Source organism: Microtetraspora malaysiensis, from assembly GCF_050947145.1.
Taxonomy (GTDB): domain Bacteria; phylum Actinomycetota; class Actinomycetes; order Streptosporangiales; family Streptosporangiaceae; genus Microtetraspora_A; species Microtetraspora_A malaysiensis.
Window position 1 is genome coordinate 4,604,092 of record NZ_CP191998.1, and the last position, 24,024, is coordinate 4,628,115.

The window sequence follows — 24,024 nt, forward strand, 5'->3', positions numbered from 1 at the left end:
CCACGGACCCCGGAGTCGTTGTCGGCTCCGGGGCTCGGCGGATCCTCAGTGGAGGTGACCTCGGGTCGGCCGGTGACGGACCATCGAGCGGTAGCGGCAACCCCAGCAAGATCACGCACCGAGATTCCACGTCCCTCGCTGCTCGGACCACGAGGGCGGCTTTTGCCCGGGCGGGGCGTCAGGCCGTAGGCCGGGGGGCCTGTCCGGTGTCGCCCGTGGACGCCTCGTCGTGGCGGTTCGCCCGGAACTCGGCCGCGACCGCGCGCTCGCGGAGCTGGGCCGCCTCCGCCCTCGCCGCGTCGAGCTGCGCCCGAAGGTCCTGCAGGCGCGCCCGCTCCAGGGTCAGCTCGGCCTGGAGCCGCTCGCGCTCCGCCGCGTCCGAGCGCGCCCGCTCCGCGGCCGTGGCCAACTCCTCGCGGGCGGCGCGGGCGTCGGCGACGGCCTTCGTGGCCTCGGCCTGAGCCCGCGAGGTCTCCGCTACGGCGAGGGCGCGGGCCGACTCGGCGGCCTCGGCCCGGTCCCGCTCCCCGTCCGCGCGGGTGATGGCCCGGTCGCGCTCCGCCTCGGCGGCCTGGGCCCGCGCGATGGCGGCGGCGGTCGCCTGCTCGGCCTCTCGATGCGCCCGGCGCGCCATCTCCGCCTCCGCTTTCGCGGTCGCGGCGTCGGTGCTGGCCCGCTCGCTCTCCTGCCGTGCCTGTACGGCGTCCGCCTGGGCCTGCTGTACCTCGGCGGTGGCGCGCTCGGTGTGCTCGGCGAGCTCGTGCAGCGCCTGATCCCGGGCGGTCTCGGCGAGGTCGGCGCGCTTGCGGGCGTCCTCGACCGCCTGCTTGGCCATCCGTTCCGTCGTCGAGGCCTCGCGCAGCGCGGCGAGCGCCTGCTCCCGGGCGGTCTCGGCGTCGGCGAACGCCCCGTCGCGCTCCGTGTGCGCCTCCTCGGTCTGGCGGCGAGCTTCCTCGGTTTCGCGCTTCGCCTCTTCGGTCGCCTCGCGGGCCAGCCGTACCTGCTCGAACGCCTGCTCCCGCTCGGTGCGGGCGATGGCGACGCGGGTGTGCGCCTCGGCCTGTATCGCGCTCAACCGGGCCTCCACTCCGGCGGGGCTCAGCTCCTCGGCCAGGACGTGCGCGAGCGGAGCGATCGCCGCGGCCAGCCCCTTCTCCATGCGCTCGTAGAGATCCTCGGCGCGGGCGAGCGAGCCTTCGAGCCCCGGCGTCGCCCGGCGCAGCTCGCGCTCGCGCTTGGCGGCGGCCTGGCAGTCGCCCTCCGGGCAGTACTCGCGGGGTCTCCCCCGCCCTGGCCGTTGCTCGATGGGCATGCCGCAGTGCTTGCACGGCGTCGCCGCCGGAGGGGTCGTCATGGGCGCCAACTCTAGCAATTTCTGTATTTCTGGAAACTCAAAAACAGAAAAGGTGAATCCTTGCGCAGAACGATCCGTCGATCACTTGGGAGAATGTCAATTCCCGCAAGTAATCCCGAACGGGTGCGGCCGCCCTGGCCCTGCTGTCCTGGCTCAGTGAAGTTGTGAGAGTGGTCACCTAGTTGGTCAGGGGTTTCGTCACTGCCGTCAGCGGGTTCCTCATGGCGTGTCAGCGGCTTAGCCGCCTACTCGGCACCTAAATGTTCTGTTCGTGTCGGTAAAGATGCGTCCACGACCTGCCTCCCCTCGCCTGATCACGACGCCGCCGCACCGAGGTACGCATGCGACCCTCACTCCATTCGTGGATCAAGAGGTCACGCACTGTTGGTCTGTCATCGAGGTGGCGAACAGGGTGTCATCCCGTTGACCATGTCGTCGTCCCACTGGGGGTTCGTCGCTAATCGTCACTGCAACTGGTCGCGATATGTCAGTGCCGGTCGATCACGCGATGGGGTTCGCTCCGTCATCTCTTGGGATTTCGTCACGTGACTCTCAGCGGTCGTGGTCGTCGCGGACGGCGACGACGAAGGAGACCAGACGGGTGGCCGGGTGCCGGTCCAACGCGTACCGGGCGCGGTCGTAGGCCCGGGTAGTGCGCGGATCGGCGTGGCCCATGGCGTCCTGCACGTCGCGCAGGGCGGCCCCGGCATCCAGGGACAGCGTGGCGAAGGAGTGCCGCAGCGAGTGCGGGGTGAGCCGGGCAGCGGAGGCGATGCCGGCGGCGCGGGCGATCCGGCGGATCAGCTTGGCGATCGCCCACCGGTCCAGGCGCTTTCCGCCAGGGTGGGCGCCGGAAGGCTCGGTGAGGAATAGCGGCCCGTGTAGCCGGTCGGGCTCCACGCCAGCCCGGACGGCGCGGTCAGCCAGGTAGCAGTCCAGGGCATCGGCGATCGGCGGGGCCAGCGGCAGGATCTCCACATCGAAGGCCAGGAACGGGACGAACTCGGCCCAGGCATCCGTCCACAGCTGGTCTGTCCAATCAACCGGTGTAACTCGGTCTTGATTGGTTCTATCGGGCGGTTGGGGGCCGAGACCCCCGCCGCCCCGCCCCGCCCCGCCTCGTGCCGTCGGCCGTCAGGCGGCCGGGGCCAGCTCAGCGGCGTGGTCGGCCGCCCACTGCGCGAGCGTCCGGCCCTTCCTTCCGGTCACCTGCTCGAACGTGGGCGAGACCGCCGGGGGCTCCTCCGCGTACTCGGCCTGGTAGCCCAAGATGAACTCGGCGACCTCCATCGGAAGTCCGCCCTCGATGTAGGCCCGGCGAGCCTGCCCGTACGTCAGCCCCTCGAACGCGATCGCACGGCCGAGCCCGGCGCCGATCGCCTCCGCCTGCTGCCGGTGGGTGAGCGCCTGCGGCCCGGTCAGGTCGTACGCCCGGCCCGCGTGACCGTCCTCCAGCAGGGCGATCGCCGCGACGTCGGCGATGTCGGCCTCGTGGATCGGCACGCCGATGCCGTCGGGGTAGGCGTTGCGGACCATGTTCTCGGTCCGGATGGACTCGCCCCAGACGTCGAGCTTGTTGACGGCGAACTCGCCGGGCCGTACGTGGGTCCAGGCCGCCCCGGACTTCTCGACGACCAGTTCCACCGAGTGCAGCATCTCGTAGAAGCCGGCCCGCCGGCCCGTGACGCCAGAGCTGGTCAGGGACACGATCCGGGCGGCCCCGGCCGCCACGGCGCGGCTGACGAATGCTTGCGCCAGGTCGGTCGCGTGCTCTGGATCGAAAAGGCCCGCGATGAGGAACACGCCCTGTACCCCGTCGAACGACAGCTCGCCCGGACGGTTCAGGTCGCCCTTGACGACGTCGACGCCGTCGGGCAGCCCGGCGGCCTCCGGGTTGCGGGTGAGCGCCCGCACGGGCCGTCCGGCCGCGACGAGCCGATCGACCACGTGCCTGCCCACGGTGCCGGTCGCTCCGGTCACGAGGATGGTCATGGAGAAACCTCTCTCTGTGGAAACGAACGATGGGTGCGGGCCCGCTGCCGAGGACAGTAGGACAGGTCCGGCCGACCTCGCACATGGAACGTTCCCACTTGGGCGTTTGCGGCCGTTCGATCAGAGGCTCAACCGATGAGAGACACCACCTCGTCGTCGGAGCTCTGCACGGCACACCCCCAATGGTTCGGCCTCGTAATGATTGATGGCGCTTGCGTGGGCTTGGGCGCCCTCGGTGATCAACTACCAGGTGGTGTGGGCTCTTCTAGCGAGACGAGAAGGTGCACGCGAGAAACCACCGTTAAGCTCCGTAAGCGGAGTGCCGGCTCCAACCTGGTGGATATGGGTCGGCGTGCAGCGTGTGGCCATCCACTGGATGGTCAACTCCGAAGCCGTTCGACAGCGCCGGTGGGGAGGCCACACCGAAGGTCTGCGGCGTAGGCGTGGCGACGCTGCCGGTGCATGAGCCGGGCGCCTCCCTCGTCGATCGGTCATGTGGTGAACGTGGGAACCGCCTGCGGTCGCTGTCCGCCCCGGTCCGCCAGACCGAGGCGGCGGCAGGTCCGTCGCCGACTGACGACCGTGGGCGGGACGGAGGTCCCCTTCACCAGCACGCGACACCCCCGAGGGATGCGAACCCAACACACCTCGTCTCGATCCGAAGGTAACCCGGCCTCGGGATGACCACGGCGGGCGGCGCAGGTCACGCGGGCGGCAGGCCGTAGAGCACGCAGACGAGGACCTGCGCCAGCAGGGCGCCGACCGGAAGGGCGGGAACGCACCAACCGGCGACCCATCGGGCGCGAACCCACCGGCCCCGGGCCAGCCCCAGGAACACCATCACGACCACCCAGACGAGCGGCGTGGCCAGCCAGACGTTAGCGATCACGGATGCCCACGCGCTCACCGAAGCGCATTTCCCGCTCTCGTGCTCCGTATATGGATCGAGCCTGCACTCCCTGAGCTCGATCAACCCGGTGACCAGGAACAACGCGAAGAATCCCAGGATCCACGACGCGAGCGCGACGACGAACGCCCAGCCCATATGTATCCCCGGCGCCAAACGGCGCGATCGCGACGAAGCCGACTCCACGGAAATCACGCTCAGAACCTAGAGCGCCCGCCCCGGTCGATCAACCTCGTACAACCCCACTCTGGGGGTCAGCCCACATAAGCCCAAAACCCACATTGGGATGATCTTGAGTGGATCCCGTGCTGGGAGGAGGCGGCCTAGGGTCTCGATGTGGTGAAGGTGCGACGGGCGGCTGGTGCCGGTCTGGGACGACCTGAGACATGGCGCGTGGTGATGGTGGGGGCAGGCGCGCGAACCCTGGGGGGCCACCGGGTGCGGCCAGGGTAAGCCCCAAACCCACAATCGCGATCTTGGTTGAGTGAGCCGGGGCAGGTCAGCCGCTGGTCCTGGGGGCGAGCAGGCTGGTGATCCCGGCGATGGCCTGCGGTGAGGGCTTGAAGTAGCGGCGCAGGTTCTCCGGTTTCTTGTGCCGGGATTTGGCCATCAGCATCAGCAGGCTCGCGCCCGCCTCGCCCAGATGGCTCAGCGCCGAATGGCGGAATTCGTGCAGGTCCCAGCCCGTGCCGGGGCCGTCGAGCGCGGTGTGCTGGTCCAGCAGGGCGCGGGCCTGGCCGTAGGACAGGCGGGCCAGGCCGGTGTCGGGGCACACATCCCGGGGGCTGACGACCTTGCCGGGGCCGGGGCGGCGGTGGGTGACGAAGACCGGGCCGCGGGTGCGGCCTTTGAGCAGGCGGGGCAGCAATCGGGCGGTACCGGCGTCCCAGTAGACGGTCTCCAGCACGAAGTCCTCGCGGGCCTGGCCGCGGCGGCGGGTCTTGGCGCGGGCGCCCTTGGCCTTGACCCGTGCCTGGCGGGCGGTCAGGCCCAGGTCCTCGATGTTGAGGGTGAGGATTTCCTCGGCCCGGGCGGCGGTCTCATACAACAGGCGGTAGAGGGTCTTCTCGCGGACTCCGACGTCGCGGCGGGTGATCAGCCGGTCGATCGCGGTCCTGGAACGGGCGGGGTCTCGCTGTCGGGGGCGGCCAGCCGCTTGGCCCAGGCGGGTACGGCCGGGGCGGCGTGGCCTCGCTCGCGGCACCAGGCCAGCCAGGACAGCACGGCGGCACGGCGGGCGTTCCATGTGTTGACCGCCGCGCCTCCCCACCAGACTTCCAGGGCCTCGCCGATCTCATCGTCGGCCACCGCCGCGAGCGGGCGATGCTCGCCGAGCCGGGACGCGGTCTTGCCGACGCCGGCGGCATAGGCGCGCACGGTGTTGGGGTTGGGCAAGGTGTCGAGGAAGGCGTCGGCCGCGGCGCGGACCGTCAGCCCCGGCGCCGCCGACAGGTGCGCCACGGTGGGCACGGCGTCCTCCCTGGCACAGATGACAGGGCCGCTTCACGTACGCCCGGCGGCGGGTCGCCGCAGGCCGTGATCAGCGATGCCACAGATAATAGGGAATTATCTGCAGGATCAGCTATCCCCGGAATAGTCCCTTGGGGCTACCAGCCGGTGCGATACATCGTCCACGCGAGCGCGCCCTTGGCGGCCAGGCGCTGGTAGGCGCGCAGATGCGGAACCCCGGCGGGCGCGGGCTGGCGGCTCATCCGCGCCCAGTACCGGGCGTAGGCGGCGGCGCAGGCGGCCAGGGTGGCGGCGGGGATCGCGTCCTTGGGCGCGTATCGAATCCTGAAGATGTCCCCAAGCCGCGGCTAGAGGAACATTTGTCCAATCCGCCGGCGCGCGCCGGCGGCGACAGTGGGCCCATGACCATTCCTGACGGCACCACGGAGAGTTCGATCCTGGCCCTGGACGACGGAGACGTCTACGTGTGCCAGGACGGCACCCACGTGCCCCCGCACTCGTCCTTCCCGATCGATCTCTTCGAGTCCTCCATCCACCTGCGCCAAGTCGGCGAGATCAATGTCAGGAGAAGATTCACGGACTCCGGCTAGGACAGTTGGCAGCTGATGGCCTTCCACGCGAAGACCGATGCCGACGTCCACGCCGACCGCTGGGAAGTCCACCCCGCGGCCGAGGAGATCGTGTCCTGCCTCATCGGGAAGATACTCCTCTACCTCCGTCCCGAGCTGGCGGGACAGCAGGAGGAAGAGGTCAGGCTGGTGGCCGGCACCGCTGCCATCGTCTCGCGCGGACTGTGGCACCACATCGAGCTGGACGTCCCCAGCAACATCATGGCCGTCACCCTGCCGCGAGGCAGCCGCCTGGAGATGCGGACCGGAGCCTGGAAGCCCAGGCCGGCCCGCTCGCACCCTGCCCCTTCATCCACCGCCGCCCCCTCATCCACCATCGGCTCGGCCACGGGCCGGGTCGTGACGAGATCGACGAAAACCGGAGAACGATGACCAGCACCACCGATCTCGCTCAGACGATTGAGCAACCCGATGCCGATTCCGCGGCGGGACCGAGCATGACTCGGCTGTTGCGCCCTCATTTGCGGAGTTTCGTGGCTGTGGCGCTCCTGCAGGTCATTGGCGCGCTCGCGGGTCTGGCCCCGCTGCTGGCGGTCGTCGAGCTGGGCCGTACCCTGCTGTCGCCCGGCCCGATCGACCACACGCACGTCTGGACCGTCGTGACCGCGGGTGCGGCCGGCCTGCTCGTCCGGCTGCTGTTCACCGCCGCGTCGTCGGGAATCGGGCATCTTCTCGACAGCCGGGTGCAACTGACGTTCCGCCGGCAGCTGGCCGCGTCGCTGGGACACGTCCCGCTCGGCTGGTTCTCCCGGCGCCGCACCGGCGAGCTGGCCAAGGTGGTGAGCGAGGACGTGAGTGCCGTGCACCCGTTCATCGCCCACGCCCCCGGCGAGCTCGTCTCCGCGTTCGTGGTGCCCCTGGTGTCGCTGATCTACTTGTTCACCGTCGACTGGCGGCTCACGCTGATCACGCTGATCCCGGTGGTGCTGGCGATGGCGCTGGTCCCGCTGCTGATGCTGCCCGCCAGGACGCGCGAGCAGGAGGCTTACGACGCGGCCATGGGACGGATCGCCAGTTCCGTAGTCGAGTTCGTGCAAGGCATCTCGGTGGTCAAGGCGTTCGGCGGCGGCGAGCGCGCCCACCGCGCGTTCCTGACGGCCGCCGACGACTTCGTCAGCATCTTCTCCCGCTGGGTGCGCGGCATGTCCGCGGTCGCCGCCGGGATGCAGCTGGCGCTGTCGCCGCCGTTCGTGCTGCTCGTCGTGCTGATCGGTGGCTCGGCGCTGATCGCGTCTGGTGGCCTGGCCCCGGCGGATCTGCTGCCGTTCCTGCTCCTCGGGCTGGGACTGACCGCTCCGGTGGCGGCGCTCGGCCACGGCTTCGACGATCTGCAGAGCGCCGGCCGCGCGGTCGGCCGGATCAAAGACGTGCTCGCCGTTCCGCCGCTGCCCGAGCCTGCCCACCCGCGCCCGCCGCAGGGGCACCGGGTGGAACTGCGTGACGTCCGTTTCGCCTATGACGCCGATCACGAGGTGCTGCGCGGCATTGACCTGGTGCTGGAGCCGGGGACGGTCACCGCGGTCGTCGGGCCGTCGGGAAGCGGCAAGTCCACGCTGGTTCAGCTGTTGCCACGGTTCTTCGACCCCACTCACGGCTCGGTCCTTCTCGGCGGTGTCGATCTGCGTGCGATCGGCAGCCGGGAGCTGTATCGGCGGGTGTCCTTCGTCTTGCAGGACGTCCGTCTGCTGCACGCCTCGGTCGCCGACAACATCGCGCTGGCGATGCCACAGGCCAGCCGCGACGACGTGGTCCGCGCCGCCCGGTTGGCCGGCATCCACGACCGCATCCTCCGGTTGCCGCGCGGATATGACACGGTGCTCGGTGAAGAGACCAAGCTGTCCGGAGGCGAGGCGCAGCGGATCTCGATCGCCCGCGCCCTGCTGGCCGACGCGCCCATTCTGGTGCTGGACGAGGCGACCTCCTTCGCCGACCCGCAGACCGAACAGGCGGTCCGCCGGGCTCTGGCGACGCTGAGCGGCGACCGCACGATCGTCGTCATCGCCCACCGGCTGGAGACGGTCGCCGACGCCGACACCGTCGTGGTGCTGGAGGACGGAGCGATCGTCGAACGCGGCAGGCCCACTGACCTGCTGGAAAGAGGCGGGAGATTCGCCGCGTTCTGGCGATCCCGCCAATCCGCCGAGATCGAAACCCACGGTGGCGTACTGCGAGGAGACGAGCCCCGATGATCCGAATGCTGCTGCGCGTGCTCGGGGACGAGTACGCCTGGGCAATGCGCCGCACCGTGATCCTGATGACGGTCACCGCGGTGGTCGAAGGTTTGTCCTACGCGCTGCTGGTCCCGGTGCTGCGGGCGCTGCTCGGCAGCACGCCCGCGGACGCCGTGCGCTGGCTGGTCGCGTTCGGGGCCGCGGTCGCCCTCTACGCCGTGCTGCGCTATATCAGCGACTTGTCCGGCATGCGGGTCGGGACCACCATGTTGCGCGGCATGTATCACCGGCTTGGCGAGCACCTGGCCCGCCTCCCCCTCGGCTGGTACAACGCCGGTCGCATCGGCGAGGTGTCCGTCCTGGCCGGCCGCGGCCTCCTGCAAGCCATGGGCGTGGCCGCGCATCTGCTGGCACCGTTCATCTCCGCCCTGGTCACGCCCCTGACCATCGTGGCCGTGATGACCGCCTTCAACTGGCGGATGGGACTGGCCGCGTTGCTCGCCGCACCCGTGGTGGCGGCGATCCAGGCCCGGACGGCACGCGCGACGGCCGCCGCCGACGCCGAGCGTCACGAACGCGACCAGGAGGCCGGCGGACGCGTCATCGAATTCCTCCGGGACCAGCCGCTGCTACGGGCCGCCGGTCGGACCGGCGAACGCTTCCAACTGCTCGATGACTCGCTGCTGGATGTCCAGCGTGCCTCCCGCCGTACCGTGCTGGCCACGCTGCCCAGCGCCGTGGGACTGACGCTCACCGTGCAGGCGATCTTCACAGCGTTGCTGGTGCTGGGCACCCACCTCGCGCTCGGCGGGAACATCGGCGCGGCGGAGATCCTGGCGATCCTGGTGCTGGCCGCCCGCTGCGCCGACCCCCTGCTGTCGCTGTCGGACATCGGCGGCAAACTCCGCGGCGCGCGTTCGGAGCTGGCCAGACTCGAGGCTGTGCTGCGCACCGAGCCGCTGCGGGAACCGCGCGAGCCGATCCAGCCGGCGCACCACGGCCTGGAGTTCGACGCCGTCACCTTCCGGCACGGCCAGCGCACGGTGTTCGACGAGATGTCGCTTACCGTCCCTGAGGGACAGCGGCTCGCGGTCGTCGGGCCGTCCGGCGCGGGCAAGAGCACACTGCTGCAGCTACTGGCACGCTTCTACGACGTGGACGCCGGCGCGGTACGCGTGGGAGGCGTGGACGTGCGCGCGATCAGCACCGAAGAGTTGATGGCGCGGATCGCCATCGTCTTCCAGGACGTCTATCTCTTCGACGGCACCATCGAGGAGAACGTACGTCTGGGCCGCCCCGACGCAGACGTCGCCGAGGTGCGGGCGGCGGCGACCGCGGCGCGGCTGGACAAGGTGATCGAGCGACTGCCCGCTGGCTGGGAAACCAATGTCGGCGAGGGCGGCACACTGCTGTCAGGTGGTGAGCGCCAGCGTGTCTCGATCGCGCGGGCGCTGCTGAAGAACGCGCCCATTGTCATGCTGGACGAGGTGACCTCGGCGCTGGACCCGATCAACGAGGCAGCCGTCCACGAGGGGATCGAGCACCTGATGGCCGGCCGGACGGTGGTCATGGTCGCGCACCGGATGCGGACCGTCCAACGCGCCGACCGCATCGCCTTTCTGGACGGCGGCCGGATCGTGGAGGAAGGCAGCCACGACGACCTGCTCGACCATGGCGGCCGCTACGCCGACTTCTGGAACCTCTCCATGGCTCCCGCCGCGCGGGAATGAGCCCGCCAGGCCCGTGTTCCGGACTTGGGGACCTCGGTACAGCCGTTATGGCCACGGCCGCCGGTCTTCAACTCCACGGGAACATTTGTCCAAGACCGACGCTCGGCCGCCCGTGCATAGTCTCCGCATGAGTGAATACGACATTGAGCACTCGCATGGGATGCACGTGGTCCATGACGGCCCGCGGCAGGCGCCGCCGTTGTTGCTCATCCACGGGTCGGGGGCCTCGGGCGGCTTCTGGGGCCCGGTGGTCCCGGCGCTGGCCGGCCACCATCACGTCATCCGCGTTGACCTGCCGGGTTGCGGTCAGTCCCCGCCCGCGCCGTCGTATGACGTGCCCGCGCAGGCGGGCCAGGTGGCGGCGCTGCTGGACGACCTCGGGCTTCGTCACGTCGCCGCGGCCGGGCACTCCAGCGGCGGCTATGTCGCCACCGCGCTTGCCGAGCAACGTCCCGACCTCGTGGGTTCGCTTGCATTGATCAGTAGCGGCCCGAGTCCGGATGCGCTCCTCCGGCAGCCGTTCATCCTGCGGGCCCTGCTGGCCCCGCCGTTGGGCCCGCTGCTGTGGCCGAGGCGTTCGGATGCGATGATCCGCAAGGGGATCAGCGCGACGGCCGTTCGCCCGGTGGACCTCCCGGACGACGTGGTCGCCGACGTACGGGGCATCACCTACCGGGTGATGCGGGCGGTGCTGCGCCGCAACACCGCCTACATCGCCGAGCGGAGCGTGCCCGAGCGTCTGGCCGCTCTCGATGTCCCCGTGCAGGTGATCTTCGGCGCTGCCGACCCCCGTTGGGAGCCGTCGTCGGCGCACCGGTACGACGCGGTGCCGGACGCGCGGGTCGAGCTGCTGCCCGGCGTCGGGCACCTGCCCATGCTGGAAGCGCCCGAGACGGTCGGCGAACTGCTGCTGAGCTTCACGGCGACGGGCCGCCGACGACCGGTGATCCCCTGATGCCTAGACTGGCCGTGTGTTGTCGGCCGGTACGCCACCTGACCAGGCGTGGGTGGACGTCGCAGTCCCCCGCCCGTCGGTTCGGCTGCCGGGGGTCAGCATGGCCGGGTTCCGCCATCGTGCCCCGGCCTTGGTGGACATCGCCATGGTCGCGTACCCGTCCGTCACCCTGCTCGTCGATCTGAGCGAGGGAGAAGGCGTCGTCTACGAAACCCATGGCCGGCACGAGCGCGGCAGTGTCGTCGTCGGGCTCCTCCCCGGCGATCTCCGGGCGGCTGGCTGGGGAGCCGGCCAGTGCCTCCAGATCCGGCTGGAGCCGGTCGCGGCGGCTGCGTTGTTCGGCGCATCGACCGAGCTCAGCGGGACGGTGGTAGCCCTTAAGGAGGTCTGGGGCCGCGACGCCGAGCGAGCCGAGGACAGGCTGCGCACCGCCGCGTCGTGGGACGAACGATTCACGATCGCGGTGGACATCCTCGGCCGACGGCTGGGCGCCCACCCACCGGTCGATCCGCAGGTCGCCTACGCCTGGCGGCGGACGCTCACCAGCCGGGGACGGGTGCGGGTCGACGGCCTGGCGGACGAGGTCGGCTGGAGCCGCAAGCGCCTGTGGTCCCGCTTCCGGTCCCAGCTCGGCATCACCCCCAAACGCGCCGCCCGGCTGGTGCGCTTCGACCACGCCGCCCACCTACTTGCGGCGGGTCACGCCGCCGCCCGCGTTGCCGCCGAGAGCGGCTACGTCGACCAGTCCCACCTCCACCGCGAGGTCACGACGTTTGCCGGGCTCACGCCCATGGCCCTGGCCGTCGCGCCGTGGCTCGCGGTCGACGACGTCGCGTGGCCGGCTTCATCGCCGACCCAGCGCCCGGCGAAGGATGGCGAACGCATCCCCGACCTTCGTTGAACAGCTTGCCTACACGATGCGGCTGCCACGCGCCGCGCAGGTGGAGAGACCCGCCGCGTCAGGGCGGTTTCGTCAAAGTCCCCGCGGAAGGTTCGCTGGTCGTGGCCGCATCTCGAGAACTTCCGGCTGAGCCGGCGCGATCGTGAGCTGCCAAGCCGTGGCCAGGCCGACATCGACGCCTGGCGCCTACCTGGGGTTCCACCGGAAAACGAAACGGGCCGCGGGCTGATCACCGTTCGTTAGGATCTGGTGGTTCGCGCTGGTTGGTAACCGCGCGACTCGCTCCGCGCGTTCCCCGATCGCTGCGGCAGGGCGAGCGGCACCGGTCATGGCCTCCAGGCGACCGGGCCGCCAAGGGGCGCTGAGAGGCTGGTGGGCGTGACAGTTGATGCGGTTGAGGAGTTCGAGCGGCACCGCTCGAAGCTGTTCGGGTTGGCCTATCGGATGCTGGGTTCGGCGGAGGAGGCCGAGGACGTCGTCCAGGACGCCTTCCTGCGTTGGCATCAGGCGAGCGCTGTCGAGTCGCCGTGGGCGTGGCTGGCCAAGGTCGCCACCAACCTGTGTGTGAACCGGTTGACGTCCGCGCGTGCGCGCCGGGAGAGCTATGTCGGTTCATGGCTGCCGGAGCCGGTGCTGACCGCGGGCGGCGCTCTGGGCCCGCTGGAAAGCGCCGAGCAGCGGGAATTCGTCTCGCTGGCCTTCCTGGTGGTGCTGGAAAGGCTCAACCCTGTGGAGCGCGCGGTGTTCGTCCTGCGCGAAGCCTTCGACTACAGCCATCGGGAGGTGGCCGAGGTCATCAACTCCTCCGAGGCGAACTCCCGGCAGCTGTACACCCGAGCTCGCCGACGCCTCACCGAGGCGCGTGGTCGCTCCGATCGCGGATTGGACCAGGCCCGCCGCCGCGACCTGGTGGAGAGCTTCCTGGCAGCCGCGCAGCAGGGGGACCTGCCGGGATTGGAGAAGGTGCTGGCCGAGGACGTGACCGTGTGGGTGGACGGTGGCGGCAGGGTCGGCGCTGCCCGGCGGCCCATCTCCGGCGTTTCCCAGGTGGCGCGCTACCTGGTGGGTTCGTTGAACATCGCCGGTCAGGGGGTGAGGCTGTCGGCTACGGAGGTGAACGGCGCACTGGGGCTGCTGGCCCGGGTCGGCGAGGAGTTGGTCGGCGTGCTGGTGCCGGAGACGTCGGACGGCCGGATCAGTGGGATTCGCATCATCGCCAACCCCGACAAGCTCCGGTTGTCACATTCCGGAGGCCTATCCGGTTCTTAATGGGTGACCGCGAACGCCGGGTCCCGGCGTGAGGCGGTGACCTGACAGCCGTGCGAGGCCGCAACACCCCGGCATCGCGCTCTCCGTGGGGGTTTCTACCGTGATGAACCCGATCCTGGTGACGGGCGGTACCGGCCGGCTCGGCCGCGCGCTCGTGCCACAGCTTCTGTCGGCCGGTCATGCCGTCCGCGTGCTGAGCCGCAAGCCGCCATCGCATGAGCAGACGTGCCGCGGTGACCTGCTCACCGGTGAGGGCCTGGAGGAGGCGGTCGACGGCGTCGGTGTGATTGTCCACTGCGCCACCGGTAACGGCCGTGCGGACATCGCCGGCACGCGCAACCTCATCCAGACGGCGGTGCGAGCCGGGCGTCCGCATCTGATGTACGTGTCCATCGTCGGCGTCGACCGGGTGGACCTGGCTTACTACCGGGCGAAACTGGCCTGCGAGCAGCTCGTGGAACGCTCGGGTCTGCCGTGGACGATTCAGCGGACGACCCAGTTCCATGAGCTCATCGTCTGGATGTGCACGAGCCAGCGCTGGCTGCCGATGATCGTGATGCCCAGCGGGGTCAGCTTCCAGCCCGTCGACGCCGGTGAGGTGGCCGCCCGCCTGGCCGCGCTGGCCGGCGCGCCACCGGCCGGCCGGGTGCCGGACATGGGCGGGCCCGAGGTGCGCCCCGCCGCCGATCTGGCCCGCGCGTACGCTCGCTCGCGCTCCAGCCGCTGGCCGGTGGTGTCGGTGCCGATGCCCGGGGTCGGCATCCGCTGCTACCGCGAAGGGGGACATCTCACCCCTGAGCACGCCGACGGACGCATCACCTTCGAGCAGTTCCTCGCCGCATGAGCGCCCGCACCTGGCTGCGCGCGGGCCTGGCCTTCCTCGCCGTGGCGCAGTTCGCTGTGGGAGTGTGGGCACTGCTGTTCCCACGCTCGTTCTTCGACATTCCGTGGGTGGGGATGCGCATGCCGTACAACGCGCATCTGATGATGGACTACGGCGCGATGAGCCTGGCCACGTCGGTGGTGCTGGGCGTGGCCGTTTTCGTCGTACGGCGGAGCACGGCTCGTACGGCACTCGCCGTGTACCTGGTGTTCGCCGTGCCGCACCTGGCCATCCACATCCAGCTGCTGCACCATCTCACGCCCGGCGAGCGCGTGCCGTTGCTGGCCGCACTCACGGCAGCCGTCGTGATCCCGCTGGCGCTGCTTCCGCTCACCAGCCGGCTCGAAAAGGCGTAATTCCTCCACACTTCCGCAGAAAGGCGTCTTTGCTATGCCCGAAAACGTTCCATTGCCGATCCGCAGGGACGCGGCCTGCCCGTTCAGCCCCGACCCGGAGATGGCCCGGCTGCGTGAAACCGATCCCGTCTCGGCCTCCCAGGCGCTCCTGCCGACCGGCGACCTGGTCGACGTCCGGCTGGTCACCGGGTACGGCACCGCCCGCGAAGCGCTGGCCTGCTCGCATCTGAGCAGCCGCCCGGATGCCAAGCTGAGGAAGTTGATCGGCGAGCAGGCCGGCTTCCTGGTAGCCATGGATCCGCCCGACCACACCCGCATCAGACGGCTGTTGACCGGCGAGTTCACCGTCCGGCGGATCAATGCGTTCCGCCCCCGCTTCGTCGAGCTCGTCGACGAAGCCCTGGACCGGATGGAAAAGGCCGGGGGTCCGGTGGACCTGATGACCGCCTTCGCGCTGCCGCTGCCGTCACTGGTGATCTGCGAGCTGCTCGGGGTCCCGTATGAGGACCGCGCGGACTTCCAACGGCACAGCGACACCATGCTCGACCTCAGCCTGACAATGGAGGAGCAGTTCGCCAACGCCATTGAGATGCACACCTACATGGGCGGCCTGGTGGCCGCCCAGCGCGAGAATCCCGGCGCGGACATCCTCGGCATGCTGGTCCGGGCGCACGGCGACGAGCTCAGCGACGACGACCTGATCGGCATCGGCAATCTCCTGCTGATCGCCGGCCATGAAACCACAGCCAACATGCTCGGCCTCGGCGCCCTGCTCCTGCTGCGTCACCCCGACCAACTTGCGCTGGTGCGGGAGGAGCCCGAGGTGGTCAACGGCGCGATCGAGGAGCTGCTGCGCTACCTGTCGATCGTCAACAACGGCGCCATCCGCACCGCGACCGAGGAGCTCACCCTCGCCGGCCAGATGATCCACGAGGGCGAACGGGTGGCAGTCTCCCTGCCCTCGGCCAACCGTGACCCGGCACTGATGGCCGAGCCCGACACCTTCGACGTCACCCGCCGCCCCAGCGCTCACGTCGCCTTCGGGCATGGCATCCACCAATGCCTCGGCCAGCAACTGGCACGCATGGAACTCCGCCTCGCCCTGCGGTCAGCACAACCTGCTCTGCCAACCCGATCACGCCACGGATGTGCTCGGCCACCACCGGCGGGACGTCCGCGAGCTTCGGGAAGTACCCAAGCCGTTGGTAGGCCTTCAACCACACCAGCAGCGCCAACAGATGCTGATCGTCCTGCGTCTTGCCACGCGCCCACTCCACCTCAACCAGCGACGGGGTGAACACCTCCGCCAACTCCCGAGCGGACACCGCCCGCGCGAACCTCGGGTAGGCGGTCCGGTCGATCGACGCCACCCGAACTCCCGGAAACCGTCACCAATCAGCGCGAACCCTCAGATCCTAACGACCGGTGATCACACCCGCGGCCCGTTTCTGCCGTATTCCGGTGGCACCCGGACACGCCGGCAGCTCCAACCGCGCCTGCGCCAGCCGCTCCAACGCCACGTTGATCAGATCCGGCGGATGGTTCTTCACCCACGCCGCCCGGGTCATCGCCTTGGCCGCGATCTTGCGAGCCTTGCCCGGCGCCTACGCCACCCCCTACCGGCGCCGTACCAGCACCCGATGTGACTCCGCCGTACGCGGCGAGGCATACACCGGGGCCACGTCCTCGCCCACCTCCAGGCACCGTCGTACGTGCTCCACCACCACGGGCGGCACTTCACGGGCCTTGGCGAAACGGCCCAGCCGCTGAAAACACTTCAGCGCGAGCGTCAGCGCCAGCAGGTGCTCATCGGTGTCGGTCTCTCCCGCGCCCACGCCATCTCCTCCTGCGAGGGGGAGTAGAAGAGGTACAGCTCGCGCGTCATCATCAAGCGCGGGAACACCCGATAGGCGGTCCGCTCGACCGACGTCACCGCATGCGCCTCCCGGCTCAACCCGCCAACGGACGAAACAAACCGTAGCGAGACGAACACGCGCGTAACAGACGAAGAAGATCACAGCTTCATCAACCCACCCGCTCAAGGCTTCAAGATCATCTCAATGCGGGTTTTGGGCTTATGTGGGCTGACCCCCACTCTGGGAAAGACCGTCGCTGTTCACCGACCTGTGCGACAACTGGTGCTGGCCACTACCGACCGAGGCCAACAAAATGATCAGCCGCAAAGAGTCACAGGCACGTTGTCGTCAATGGAGATCAAAAGGCCCCGAACGATGATCCGTTCAGGGCGCTCTTGCTGTTCAGAGAGTGTGGTCAGGGGCAGGGTCGAACTGCCGGCCCTCCGCTTTTCAGCTGTGGCAGTCGCCCTGCCACCTATCCGGGATCCGGGGACGGAGGGCGCTTGATGGCAACCGGCGTTTGCCTCTGGCAGAGGACGTTGCCGTCAACGTTGCCGTCGGCATCGGCAGCGGGGGAACCAGTCAGTAGCTGAAAGTGGTCGCGCCCTCGTCGCCGATCCACTGCCACATCGGGATGGTCCCGCCCAATTCCGCGCCCTCGATGAGCTGCTGCCTGTCGAGCGTGCGCGCCTCGAAGCAGATCGGGCAGACGAAGTATCGCCCGCCTGCCTTGGCGTACCGGGCTACGAGGTCGGCCAGTGGAGGACAGCCGTCACATGCGACTGCGGTGGCGACGCCGCCCAGGGCCAGCCGGGTTGCTTCCTTGGTAAGGAACATAAGCGTGGGACGGCCCTGCTCGGCCGCGCCGAGCGCGACCAGGAACGCCACAGTGACCCGCTCAGGGTCCTCCAGTCCGGTGGTCAGGCTGACGACGGCTTTTCCGGCCATGATCTTCTCCTTGTCCTTCGTCGAGAGCATGTGTCGGTTTCAGGGAGCGGGTAACGGTCCACCACGCCGTCGGCGAACCTGCCCGCTCGGCGCCGGAGACAGTTGGTGGAAGTCATCGAGACATCCGGAGCGGATTGAACTACGAGCCACCTGCGTCGCCCCGCTGGCGTGCAAAGGCCTCATCGGTTGCCCCGACGGCCGTCCGGACGCCTGGGGGCAGCTCGCGGAAGACCGGATCCGGGACGGCGCCGACCGCGGACAGGAGGCCGCTGAAGAACCGGCGCAGACAGACGGCGAGGACGATCTGGAAGATGTCGTCATCGGCCAGGCCGTGCCCGCGCAGGACCGCGATGTCCCCCTCAGTCACGCCGGCGGGATCGGCGGCGACGCGGTCCGCGAAGTCCATGGCCGCCACATCCGCCGGCGCCAGCCCCGCATCGTGATGGTCCGCCATGATCGCCCGCAGGGCCACGTCATCGTAGAACCGCTCAAGCAGCGCGGCCGCGTGCGCGAGACCGCAGTACGTGGAACCGAGGCGGCGGGCGGCCGTCAGGGTGACCAGTTCGTACCGACGCGGATCCATACCGGCCCTGACCACCTCCCCGAGCCGCAGCCATGCGTGATAGACCTCAGGCCGCAGCGCCAGCACCCTCAGATAGTTGGGCACGTATCCCCGAGCGGGCCGCTCAGCTTCGTAAAGGGGTGATTCGCTAGGTGTGCTGAGGTAACTCATGTCTCCCCCTTGGGACGCCATCTCAGCGCAGAACGGTAGGTCCTCGCGACGATCCGCGACTGGGGAGAATTCCCTATTTTGCGGGCGGCCGGACCAGGTTCAGCCGGTGCGCCGCAGCAACCGCCTGGCCCCGGTTGGCCACACCGAGCTTGTCCAGCACTGCGGAAACGTGGTGGTCGACGGTTTTGACCGACAACGACAGGTGCCCGGCTATCTCGGCATTGGACAGCCCTTCGGCCAGCAGTGCGAGCACCTCTGCCTGGCGCAGCGTAAGGCCGCCGGGGTTGGCGGCCGTTGTCCGGCGAGGGCCACGCGGCACCTGAGTGAAACCGCGCCTTCTCAGCTCCGCACGCAACCGCTCCGCCACCCGCGTGGCCCCCAGCTCGTCCAGGACCCGCAAGGCTTCGGCCGCAGTGCTCTGATCACCGCCCGCCAGTGCCTCGACGCGCATATACGCGGCCCCGCGCCGCGCCCACTCCGCAGCCGCGCCGGCCCAATCTTCGTCGATCATCATCTGGTACGGCTGGGCCCCCGCACCGGGCAACCCGGCATCCCCGGCCCGCCACAACCGGTAGGCCAGCTCCCCGATGTAAACCGAATGGTTCGCCCTGACGGCCAGGTCCAGGCCGCGCCGGGCCTCCTCGGCGGCACGCTTGGCATCGCCGTACAGCAGGAAGTACTCCGAGCGGGCCGCCGCCACCGGGCAGACCCGCTGCACCTCACCGGTGCGGTCGGCCTGGCGGGCGGCCTCATCGAGCGTGACCCGCGCCTCGCGTTCGCCACGGGCCGCCTGAATCCGGCCCCGCGCCAGCAGCGCGGGAACCACGGCGACCCCGGCTCGAACCGGCCGATCCAGTGCCGCGTCCGCATCGGCCAGAGCGCCGGCCCAGTCACACCGCACCAGCCGCACCCCCGCTCGTACCCCGAGCAGGTACTGGACGTAGCCGTCGAGGTCCTGTTGAGTGGCGTACGCCAGCGCGTGTTCGACCGCCGGAGCGGCAGCTTCATACTCGGCCAGTTGCACCAGCGAGGTCGCCAGATTGACGAGTGCCCGGGCGGCGTGATCGGCCAGCCCGAGGGTTGAGGCGCGCTCGTGCACCTCCCGCAGCGCCGCGACCGCGGTTTCGTCACCGCCCGTGAGCCGGGCGGTGCTCACGTTGATCTCAGCGTGGACGGAGGTCTCCACATCCTCCAGCCGAACGGCCAGGGTTCGCGCCCGCTCTCCCCACGAGACCGCCGCCTCCCGATCGCCCGCAAGCATGTGCAACTGGGACCGGTTGCTGTAGGCCATGGCCAGTTGCCGGCCCGGCAGCTCGGTCTCGAGGACTGTGATCGCCCGCGCGGCCGCCTCCCAGGCCTGCCCCGCGTTCCCCGCCCACCAGGCCAACCGAGAGATCCAGCGCAGGTTCTCACCGACCTGTTCGGGTTGCCGCAGATTCTCCCGTACGGCCAGCGCCGCCCACCGGGCCTGCAATCCCTCCTCGGCCAGCCCGGCCAGGTACGCCTGGAACGCGTAGGCCTCCAGCAGCTCGGCCTGCTGCTGGGCCGGTAGCCGGTCCGCGTACACGGCCGCTGACCGATAGTGTGCTGTCGCCTCTCGATGGGCGCCTTGCCGGGCAGCGCCGGCCCCCGCCACCTGTCCGTACCGCAGGACCGCGGCCTCGTCCCCCGCTTGCATAGCGTGGTGGACCAAGCGGCCCGGGTCGACCCCGGGGACCTCGGCCAGCACGCCCAGCACCCGCCGGTGCAGCGCGGCGCGGCGCGCGGGCGACAGCGCGTCCTCCACCGCGCTCCGCAGCAACTCGTGACGGTACGACACGCCGTCACCGGACGGCATGAGTACCCCGGCGTTGACGCACATGTCGACCAGGTCCGGCACTCCCGCCACGACGGCGGCGTCGGTGCGAGTCGGGATCACCGACACCAGGTGGGCCAGCTCCTTGGCGGGCCGCGGCAACAGCCGCAGCCGGTCCAGGACAAGGTCCTGCACTGTGGCCGGCACCGCCCGCCCCTCCGCCTTCAACAGTTCGGTCACCAGCAACGGGTTGCCGCCGGACAACCGGTAGACCAGCTCCGGATCCCGCCCGGTCCGGTATGCCTGATCCGCCACGCACTCCCGCGACAGCGGCGACAGCGACACGCGTCGCGTGATCGCGCCGGGCAGGGTCGCAAGGGCGCCCCGCAGCGGGTGCTCGGCACCCACCTCATCGTCACGGTAGGTCACCACGAACAGGACCGGCATCCGGCCGATCCGCCGGCCCGACCAGATCAGCCAGTCGAGTGTGGCCTCGTCAGCCCAGTGGGCGTCCTCCACGACAACGACCGGGCGCGGGCGCTGCAGCGGGCCGGAGATCTCGTCCAGAAACGCCGTGAAGAGCTCCTCCTGCGCGGCACCGGCGTTCAGCCGCTTGGCCAGGACACCTCTGGTCTGGCGGCCGATGTCGTGGAGGGGACCAAGGGCCCGTGGGGTGATCAACCGGTCGCAGCCGCCCCAGAGCACCCATGCCGCCGGCCCGCATCGCCGGACGAACTCGGTCACGAGCACGGACTTGCCGATCCCGGCCTCGCCGGCCACCACCGCCACGCGACCGCCGCGGGCGCTCTCACGCAGAAGATCGCCGAGGAGATCCAGCGTCCCGGAACGCTCCCACAGCTCCATGCGCACGATAGTAAAGTCAAAACCGCCCCGGCCGTGATCGGCTCAGGGCGTCTGAGCTCTTCAGAGAAGTGTGGTCAGGGGCAGGGTCGAACTGCCGACCTTCCTTCCTGTCCTGCGGCAGGAACGTTCACCGTCACCGACCTGGTCAAACGCCTACCCGGCCGGTCCTGGCAGCGGCTGCGGACCGGTAGCGGCACCAAGGGCGACCGTCACTACGACTGGGCGATGATCGATGTGCTCGCCGACGACACCCCTGACGGACACCAGGCCGGGCAGAGCACCCTGTTGGTGCGCCGCCACCGCTACACCGGCACCCTGTCGTTCTATCGGTGCTGGTCTGCCACACCCCGTCCGCTGCAGGAGCTGGTGAGCGTGGTGTGCCGCAGGTGGCGGATCGAGGAGGACTTCCAAGCAGCCAAGGGCCTGACCGGGCTGGACCAGGGACAGGTCACCGGCTGGACCTCCTGGCATCGGTGGAGCCTGATCAGCATGATCGCGTATGCGCTGCTGGCCGTCACGATCACCCTCGAACGCGGCGGTACTGCCGAGACCAGGAAGGTCGAGCTCGTCCCGGTGAGCTGCCGTGAGCTGGTGAAACTCCTTCGCCGATTCACGCTTCCCCGTCCTCGGCAAGACATCGATCCCGAGCATGCCCTGCGCTCGTCCCTGTGGCGGCGTCGCCATCAATATCGGGCAGCGACCTGTCATCGGCGGTGGAACGAGGTCACGGCGGCTTCGACCACGTGACCTCTGCCGCAGCACCTAACGATCTACAGTTGCCGTATCAGTGAAAGTGAGTGGGGCGGCTGTCCGGTGTGCCATCGTCCTGTCTCAGGAGACTCAGCGCGGAGACGCGTTCGGATCCGCTACGAACCGGCGCAGATCGCCAGAGCGCGACCCATCCGCTAAACCTGGACACCGTGGAACCAACACCAGTGGAGCGCCCGTGACCGACCCGAGCCGTGGCATCGACCAGTCCGATGAGGAACCGCTAATCGGTGACGGCGTCACCCAAGGCATCGTGCGGGTCGGGGACACCGTGCGCCGCCCGGTCCGGCCCTTCACTCTGACGATCCAGGCTTACCTGGCGCACCTGCACGCCGCAGGATTCTCCGAGGCGCCCGTTCCTCTCGGGCTCGACGAGCGGGGCCGCGAGGTGTTGTCCTTCATCCCCGGTGACGTTCCCCGTGAACCACTCCCGCCGGAGACAGCGAGGGAGGAGGTGCTGGTCGCACTGGCGCAGCTCATCCGGCGGCTGCACGACGTCGCCGAGGGCTGGGTCGCACCCGAGGACGCCGTCTGGGGCGGGATCCCCGGGATGCGGATCCGGAACTCGACCCCGGACGGTGAGCCGATGCTGGTGAGTCACCGCGACTACTGTCCCGGCAACGTCGTCTTCCGCGACGGCCTGCCCGCGGCGCTCATCGACTTCGACCTGGCCAAGCCCACCACACGGGTCGACGACCTTGCCAATGCCCTCTACTACTGGGCGCCGCTGATGCATCCCGAGGACCGGGCGCCCGCCTTCCGCGACCTTGACATCCCGCACCGCGTCGCGGTGTTCGCTGACGCCTACGGCATGACGTCGGAGCAGCGCCGCGTCCTGGTCCCCACGGCCACCACGATGATCGGCCGTTTCCACGTCAACATGCGCGCCGCAGCCGAAAGAGATCCGGTGTTCCGGCGTTTCTGGGACGAGGGGGCGAAGGATCGGCTGCCTCGTGCCGAGGCGTGGATACAGCAGGAGGGCCCGGCCATCACAGCCGGGATCGCCCACTGGTGACCGTCCATTGATCATGGCGTTGGTGAGGTGCGGGCGTGGCAGTGCGGTCGGTCGAAGGCGGTGCGGCTGGAGAACGCGGCAGCGAAGCCGATGATCGTCCCCGACGACGATCGTGTGCGACCGCGGGCGTGTCTATGTGCCTCGTTGAAGATGAGGCAATCCCACCGGACCCGAGGCGTCCGCGTGCCGTCCCATCTTGGTGGGGCCTCGATTGAGGGGCGGCAGCCGCGGGGTACGCGATATATCTGGACTTAACTCCAAAGATGAGTAATGTCGCGATCATCGGAGGCGGTCTGGCGGGACCGTGCCTGGCCCACGGGCTGCGACGGGCCGGATTCCAGGTGACGTTGCACGAGCGCGATTCGGCGCCGGCCAAGGGGCAGGGCTACCGCATCCACATCGCGCCGGAGGGTAACCGCGCACTCCACGACTGCCTGCCCGAACACCTTCACCGCCTGGTGCTGGCCACCACGGGGTGCCCGGTTCGGGCGTGACGATCCTCGCCGACGATCTCACCGTCATCAACCGGTTCCCGGTCGGCGACCCGGCGGCCGAGCCGACCCCCGACAGCCACATCAGCGTGGACCGGCTCACTTTGCGCACGATCCTGCTGGCCGAACTCGAGGAGGTGACCCGGTTCGGGGCCGCGTTCACCCACTTCGCGTACCTTCCCGGCGGCCGGGTCGAGGCGCACTTCGCCGACGGCGCCGTACAGGAGGCTGACCTGCTGGTCGCCGCCGACGGGTCAATGTCGCGGGTCCGGCACCAGTTCCTCCCGGACGCCCGGGTCGTGGATCTCGGCGTACGGCTGATCTTCGGCAAGACCCCGTTGACCGACGAGGTGGCGGCGATCACCCCGGCCGAGTCCCTGGATGGCTTCTCCACGATCGTCGGCTCCGGCGGACGGTTCATGCCGCTGGCCGGGCACCGATTCCGGCGCGACCCGCGCGCCGCCGCCGCTGAACTCGGGCTGGGCCTGGAGTTCACCGACACCCGCGACTACGTCATGTGGGTGCTCGGCACGCCCGACGACGTGTCGGGGCTGGACGGCGCCGGATTGCGAGACGCCGTCCAGGAGCGCGTCGCCGATTGGCATCCCCAACTCGGGGAGATCATTCGGCGAGTGGACCCGGCGACGGTCCGTACTGCGTCCATGCGGACGTCGCAGCCGGTGGAGCCGTGGCCGAGCGGCCCGGTGACGCTGGTCGGCGACGCCATCCACTGCATGGTGCCAGCCGGGATCGGCGCTGCGGTGGCCCTGCGCGACGCCGCGTTGCTCACCCGCCGGCTCACCGAGGCGCGCGACCGCGGGCTGCCGCTGGTTGAGGCCGTACACGCTTATGAGTCGGAGATGCTCCGATACGGCTTCGAAGCTGTGGCCGCCGCAGCCAAGCAGGCTGGCCTGGCGACGACCTAGGAGAACAGGAA

At 69.7% G+C, this 24,024-nt stretch carries 24 protein-coding genes and 1 pseudogene; 14 read left to right on the forward strand and 11 right to left on the reverse strand.

From position 1 onward, the window contains the following. Positions 1-178 precede the first annotated feature (178 nt). From ACQP1V_RS21835 to ACQP1V_RS21860, 6 genes are all read right to left on the reverse strand, one after another. On the reverse strand, positions 179-1,354 hold the full coding sequence (locus ACQP1V_RS21835) for a hypothetical protein (protein ID WP_433411167.1): 1,176 nt from the start codon (positions 1,352-1,354) through the stop codon (positions 179-181). 552 nt (positions 1,355-1,906) lie between these two features. Beyond that, positions 1,907-2,332 (reverse strand): tyrosine-type recombinase/integrase, encoded by a 426-nt coding sequence (locus tag ACQP1V_RS21840; protein WP_433411169.1) that lies wholly within the window; start codon positions 2,330-2,332, stop codon positions 1,907-1,909. A gap of 156 nt (positions 2,333-2,488) precedes the next feature. Beyond that, on the reverse strand, positions 2,489-3,346 hold the full coding sequence (locus tag ACQP1V_RS21845; protein ID WP_433411171.1) for an NAD(P)H-binding protein: 858 nt from the start codon (positions 3,344-3,346) through the stop codon (positions 2,489-2,491). A 703-nt stretch (positions 3,347-4,049) separates the two neighbouring features. After that, on the reverse strand, positions 4,050-4,391 hold the full coding sequence (locus ACQP1V_RS21850; RefSeq protein ID WP_433411173.1) for a hypothetical protein: 342 nt from the start codon (positions 4,389-4,391) through the stop codon (positions 4,050-4,052). Between the two features lie 361 nt (positions 4,392-4,752). Continuing rightward, the gene (locus tag ACQP1V_RS21855) at positions 4,753-5,301 is read right to left on the reverse strand and encodes a tyrosine-type recombinase/integrase (RefSeq protein ID WP_433411175.1); all 549 of its coding nucleotides are present in this window, start codon (positions 5,299-5,301) and stop codon (positions 4,753-4,755) included. A gap of 47 nt (positions 5,302-5,348) precedes the next feature. Beyond that, positions 5,349-5,723: a hypothetical protein gene (locus ACQP1V_RS21860; protein ID WP_433411177.1), complete on the reverse strand. Its 375-nt coding sequence runs from the start codon at positions 5,721-5,723 to the stop codon at positions 5,349-5,351. Between the two features lie 401 nt (positions 5,724-6,124). Here ACQP1V_RS21860 and ACQP1V_RS21865 point away from each other — a divergent pair, with 401 nt between their 5' ends. The 10 genes and pseudogenes from ACQP1V_RS21865 to ACQP1V_RS21910 form a co-directional block, all read left to right on the forward strand. Next, entirely contained in the window at positions 6,125-6,313 is a 189-nt protein-coding gene (locus tag ACQP1V_RS21865) for a hypothetical protein (RefSeq protein WP_067137437.1), read from the forward strand. A 15-nt stretch (positions 6,314-6,328) separates the two neighbouring features. Continuing rightward, on the forward strand, positions 6,329-6,724 hold the full coding sequence (locus ACQP1V_RS21870) for a cupin (protein ID WP_433411179.1): 396 nt from the start codon (positions 6,329-6,331) through the stop codon (positions 6,722-6,724). Between the two features lie 101 nt (positions 6,725-6,825). Then, complete coding sequence (locus tag ACQP1V_RS21875) at positions 6,826-8,541, forward strand: ABC transporter ATP-binding protein (RefSeq protein WP_433411181.1); 1,716 nt, start codon at positions 6,826-6,828, stop codon at positions 8,539-8,541. Further along, on the forward strand, positions 8,538-10,253 hold the full coding sequence (locus ACQP1V_RS21880; protein ID WP_433411183.1) for an ABC transporter ATP-binding protein: 1,716 nt from the start codon (positions 8,538-8,540) through the stop codon (positions 10,251-10,253). Before ACQP1V_RS21875 ends, ACQP1V_RS21880 begins: the two co-directional genes overlap by 4 nt. Positions 10,254-10,380: 127 nt before the next feature. After that, positions 10,381-11,208 carry an alpha/beta fold hydrolase gene (locus tag ACQP1V_RS21885; protein WP_169806712.1) on the forward strand — a complete coding sequence of 276 codons (828 nt, stop codon included), beginning with the start codon at positions 10,381-10,383 and terminating at the stop codon, positions 11,206-11,208. A gap of 52 nt (positions 11,209-11,260) precedes the next feature. Continuing rightward, on the forward strand, positions 11,261-12,109 hold the full coding sequence (locus ACQP1V_RS21890) for a helix-turn-helix domain-containing protein (RefSeq protein WP_433411186.1): 849 nt from the start codon (positions 11,261-11,263) through the stop codon (positions 12,107-12,109). A gap of 372 nt (positions 12,110-12,481) precedes the next feature. Beyond that, entirely contained in the window at positions 12,482-13,378 is an 897-nt protein-coding gene (locus tag ACQP1V_RS21895; protein ID WP_433411188.1) for an RNA polymerase sigma-70 factor, read from the forward strand. Between the two features lie 103 nt (positions 13,379-13,481). Next, entirely contained in the window at positions 13,482-14,222 is a 741-nt protein-coding gene (locus tag ACQP1V_RS21900; protein ID WP_433425916.1) for an SDR family oxidoreductase, read from the forward strand. Beyond that, positions 14,219-14,617 carry a hypothetical protein gene (locus ACQP1V_RS21905; RefSeq protein ID WP_433411190.1) on the forward strand — a complete coding sequence of 133 codons (399 nt, stop codon included), beginning with the start codon at positions 14,219-14,221 and terminating at the stop codon, positions 14,615-14,617. The genes ACQP1V_RS21900 and ACQP1V_RS21905 overlap by 4 nt, the downstream gene beginning before the upstream one ends. A 655-nt stretch (positions 14,618-15,272) precedes the next feature. Next, positions 15,273-15,710 (forward strand): annotated as a pseudogene (locus tag ACQP1V_RS21910) (cytochrome P450); the annotation flags it as partial. Here the strand turns inward: ACQP1V_RS21910 and ACQP1V_RS21915 are convergent. The 5 genes from ACQP1V_RS21915 to ACQP1V_RS21935 form a co-directional block, all read right to left on the reverse strand. After that, positions 15,628-15,987: a DUF4158 domain-containing protein gene (locus tag ACQP1V_RS21915; RefSeq protein WP_433425918.1), complete on the reverse strand. Its 360-nt coding sequence runs from the start codon at positions 15,985-15,987 to the stop codon at positions 15,628-15,630. The pseudogene ACQP1V_RS21910 and the gene ACQP1V_RS21915 sit on opposite strands and share 83 nt — an antisense overlap. 246 nt (positions 15,988-16,233) lie before the next feature. Next, positions 16,234-16,452 (reverse strand): DUF4158 domain-containing protein, encoded by a 219-nt coding sequence (locus ACQP1V_RS21920; protein ID WP_433411192.1) that lies wholly within the window; start codon positions 16,450-16,452, stop codon positions 16,234-16,236. Between the two features lie 603 nt (positions 16,453-17,055). Next, positions 17,056-17,421 carry a DsrE family protein gene (locus ACQP1V_RS21925; RefSeq protein WP_387418378.1) on the reverse strand — a complete coding sequence of 122 codons (366 nt, stop codon included), beginning with the start codon at positions 17,419-17,421 and terminating at the stop codon, positions 17,056-17,058. Positions 17,422-17,560: 139 nt separating this feature from the next. Continuing rightward, complete coding sequence (locus ACQP1V_RS21930; RefSeq protein ID WP_387418377.1) at positions 17,561-18,070, reverse strand: carboxymuconolactone decarboxylase family protein; 510 nt, start codon at positions 18,068-18,070, stop codon at positions 17,561-17,563. Positions 18,071-18,227: 157 nt separating this feature from the next. Continuing rightward, the gene (locus tag ACQP1V_RS21935) at positions 18,228-20,813 is read right to left on the reverse strand and encodes an AAA family ATPase (protein WP_433411195.1); all 2,586 of its coding nucleotides are present in this window, start codon (positions 20,811-20,813) and stop codon (positions 18,228-18,230) included. 225 nt (positions 20,814-21,038) lie between these two features. On the opposite strand from ACQP1V_RS21935, the gene ACQP1V_RS21940 reads away from it, so the two are divergent. The 4 genes from ACQP1V_RS21940 (at position 21,039) to ACQP1V_RS21955 (ending at position 24,013) form a co-directional block, all read left to right on the forward strand. After that, complete coding sequence (locus ACQP1V_RS21940) at positions 21,039-21,560, forward strand: hypothetical protein (protein WP_433411197.1); 522 nt, start codon at positions 21,039-21,041, stop codon at positions 21,558-21,560. A gap of 199 nt (positions 21,561-21,759) precedes the next feature. Further along, the gene (locus ACQP1V_RS21945; RefSeq protein ID WP_433411199.1) at positions 21,760-22,596 is read left to right on the forward strand and encodes a phosphotransferase enzyme family protein; all 837 of its coding nucleotides are present in this window, start codon (positions 21,760-21,762) and stop codon (positions 22,594-22,596) included. A 263-nt stretch (positions 22,597-22,859) separates the two neighbouring features. After that, positions 22,860-23,090 (forward strand): FAD-dependent oxidoreductase, encoded by a 231-nt coding sequence (locus ACQP1V_RS21950; protein ID WP_433411201.1) that lies wholly within the window; start codon positions 22,860-22,862, stop codon positions 23,088-23,090. Further along, positions 23,087-24,013: an FAD-dependent oxidoreductase gene (locus ACQP1V_RS21955; RefSeq protein ID WP_433411203.1), complete on the forward strand. Its 927-nt coding sequence runs from the start codon at positions 23,087-23,089 to the stop codon at positions 24,011-24,013. Before ACQP1V_RS21950 ends, ACQP1V_RS21955 begins: the two co-directional genes overlap by 4 nt. Positions 24,014-24,024 lie beyond the last annotated feature (11 nt).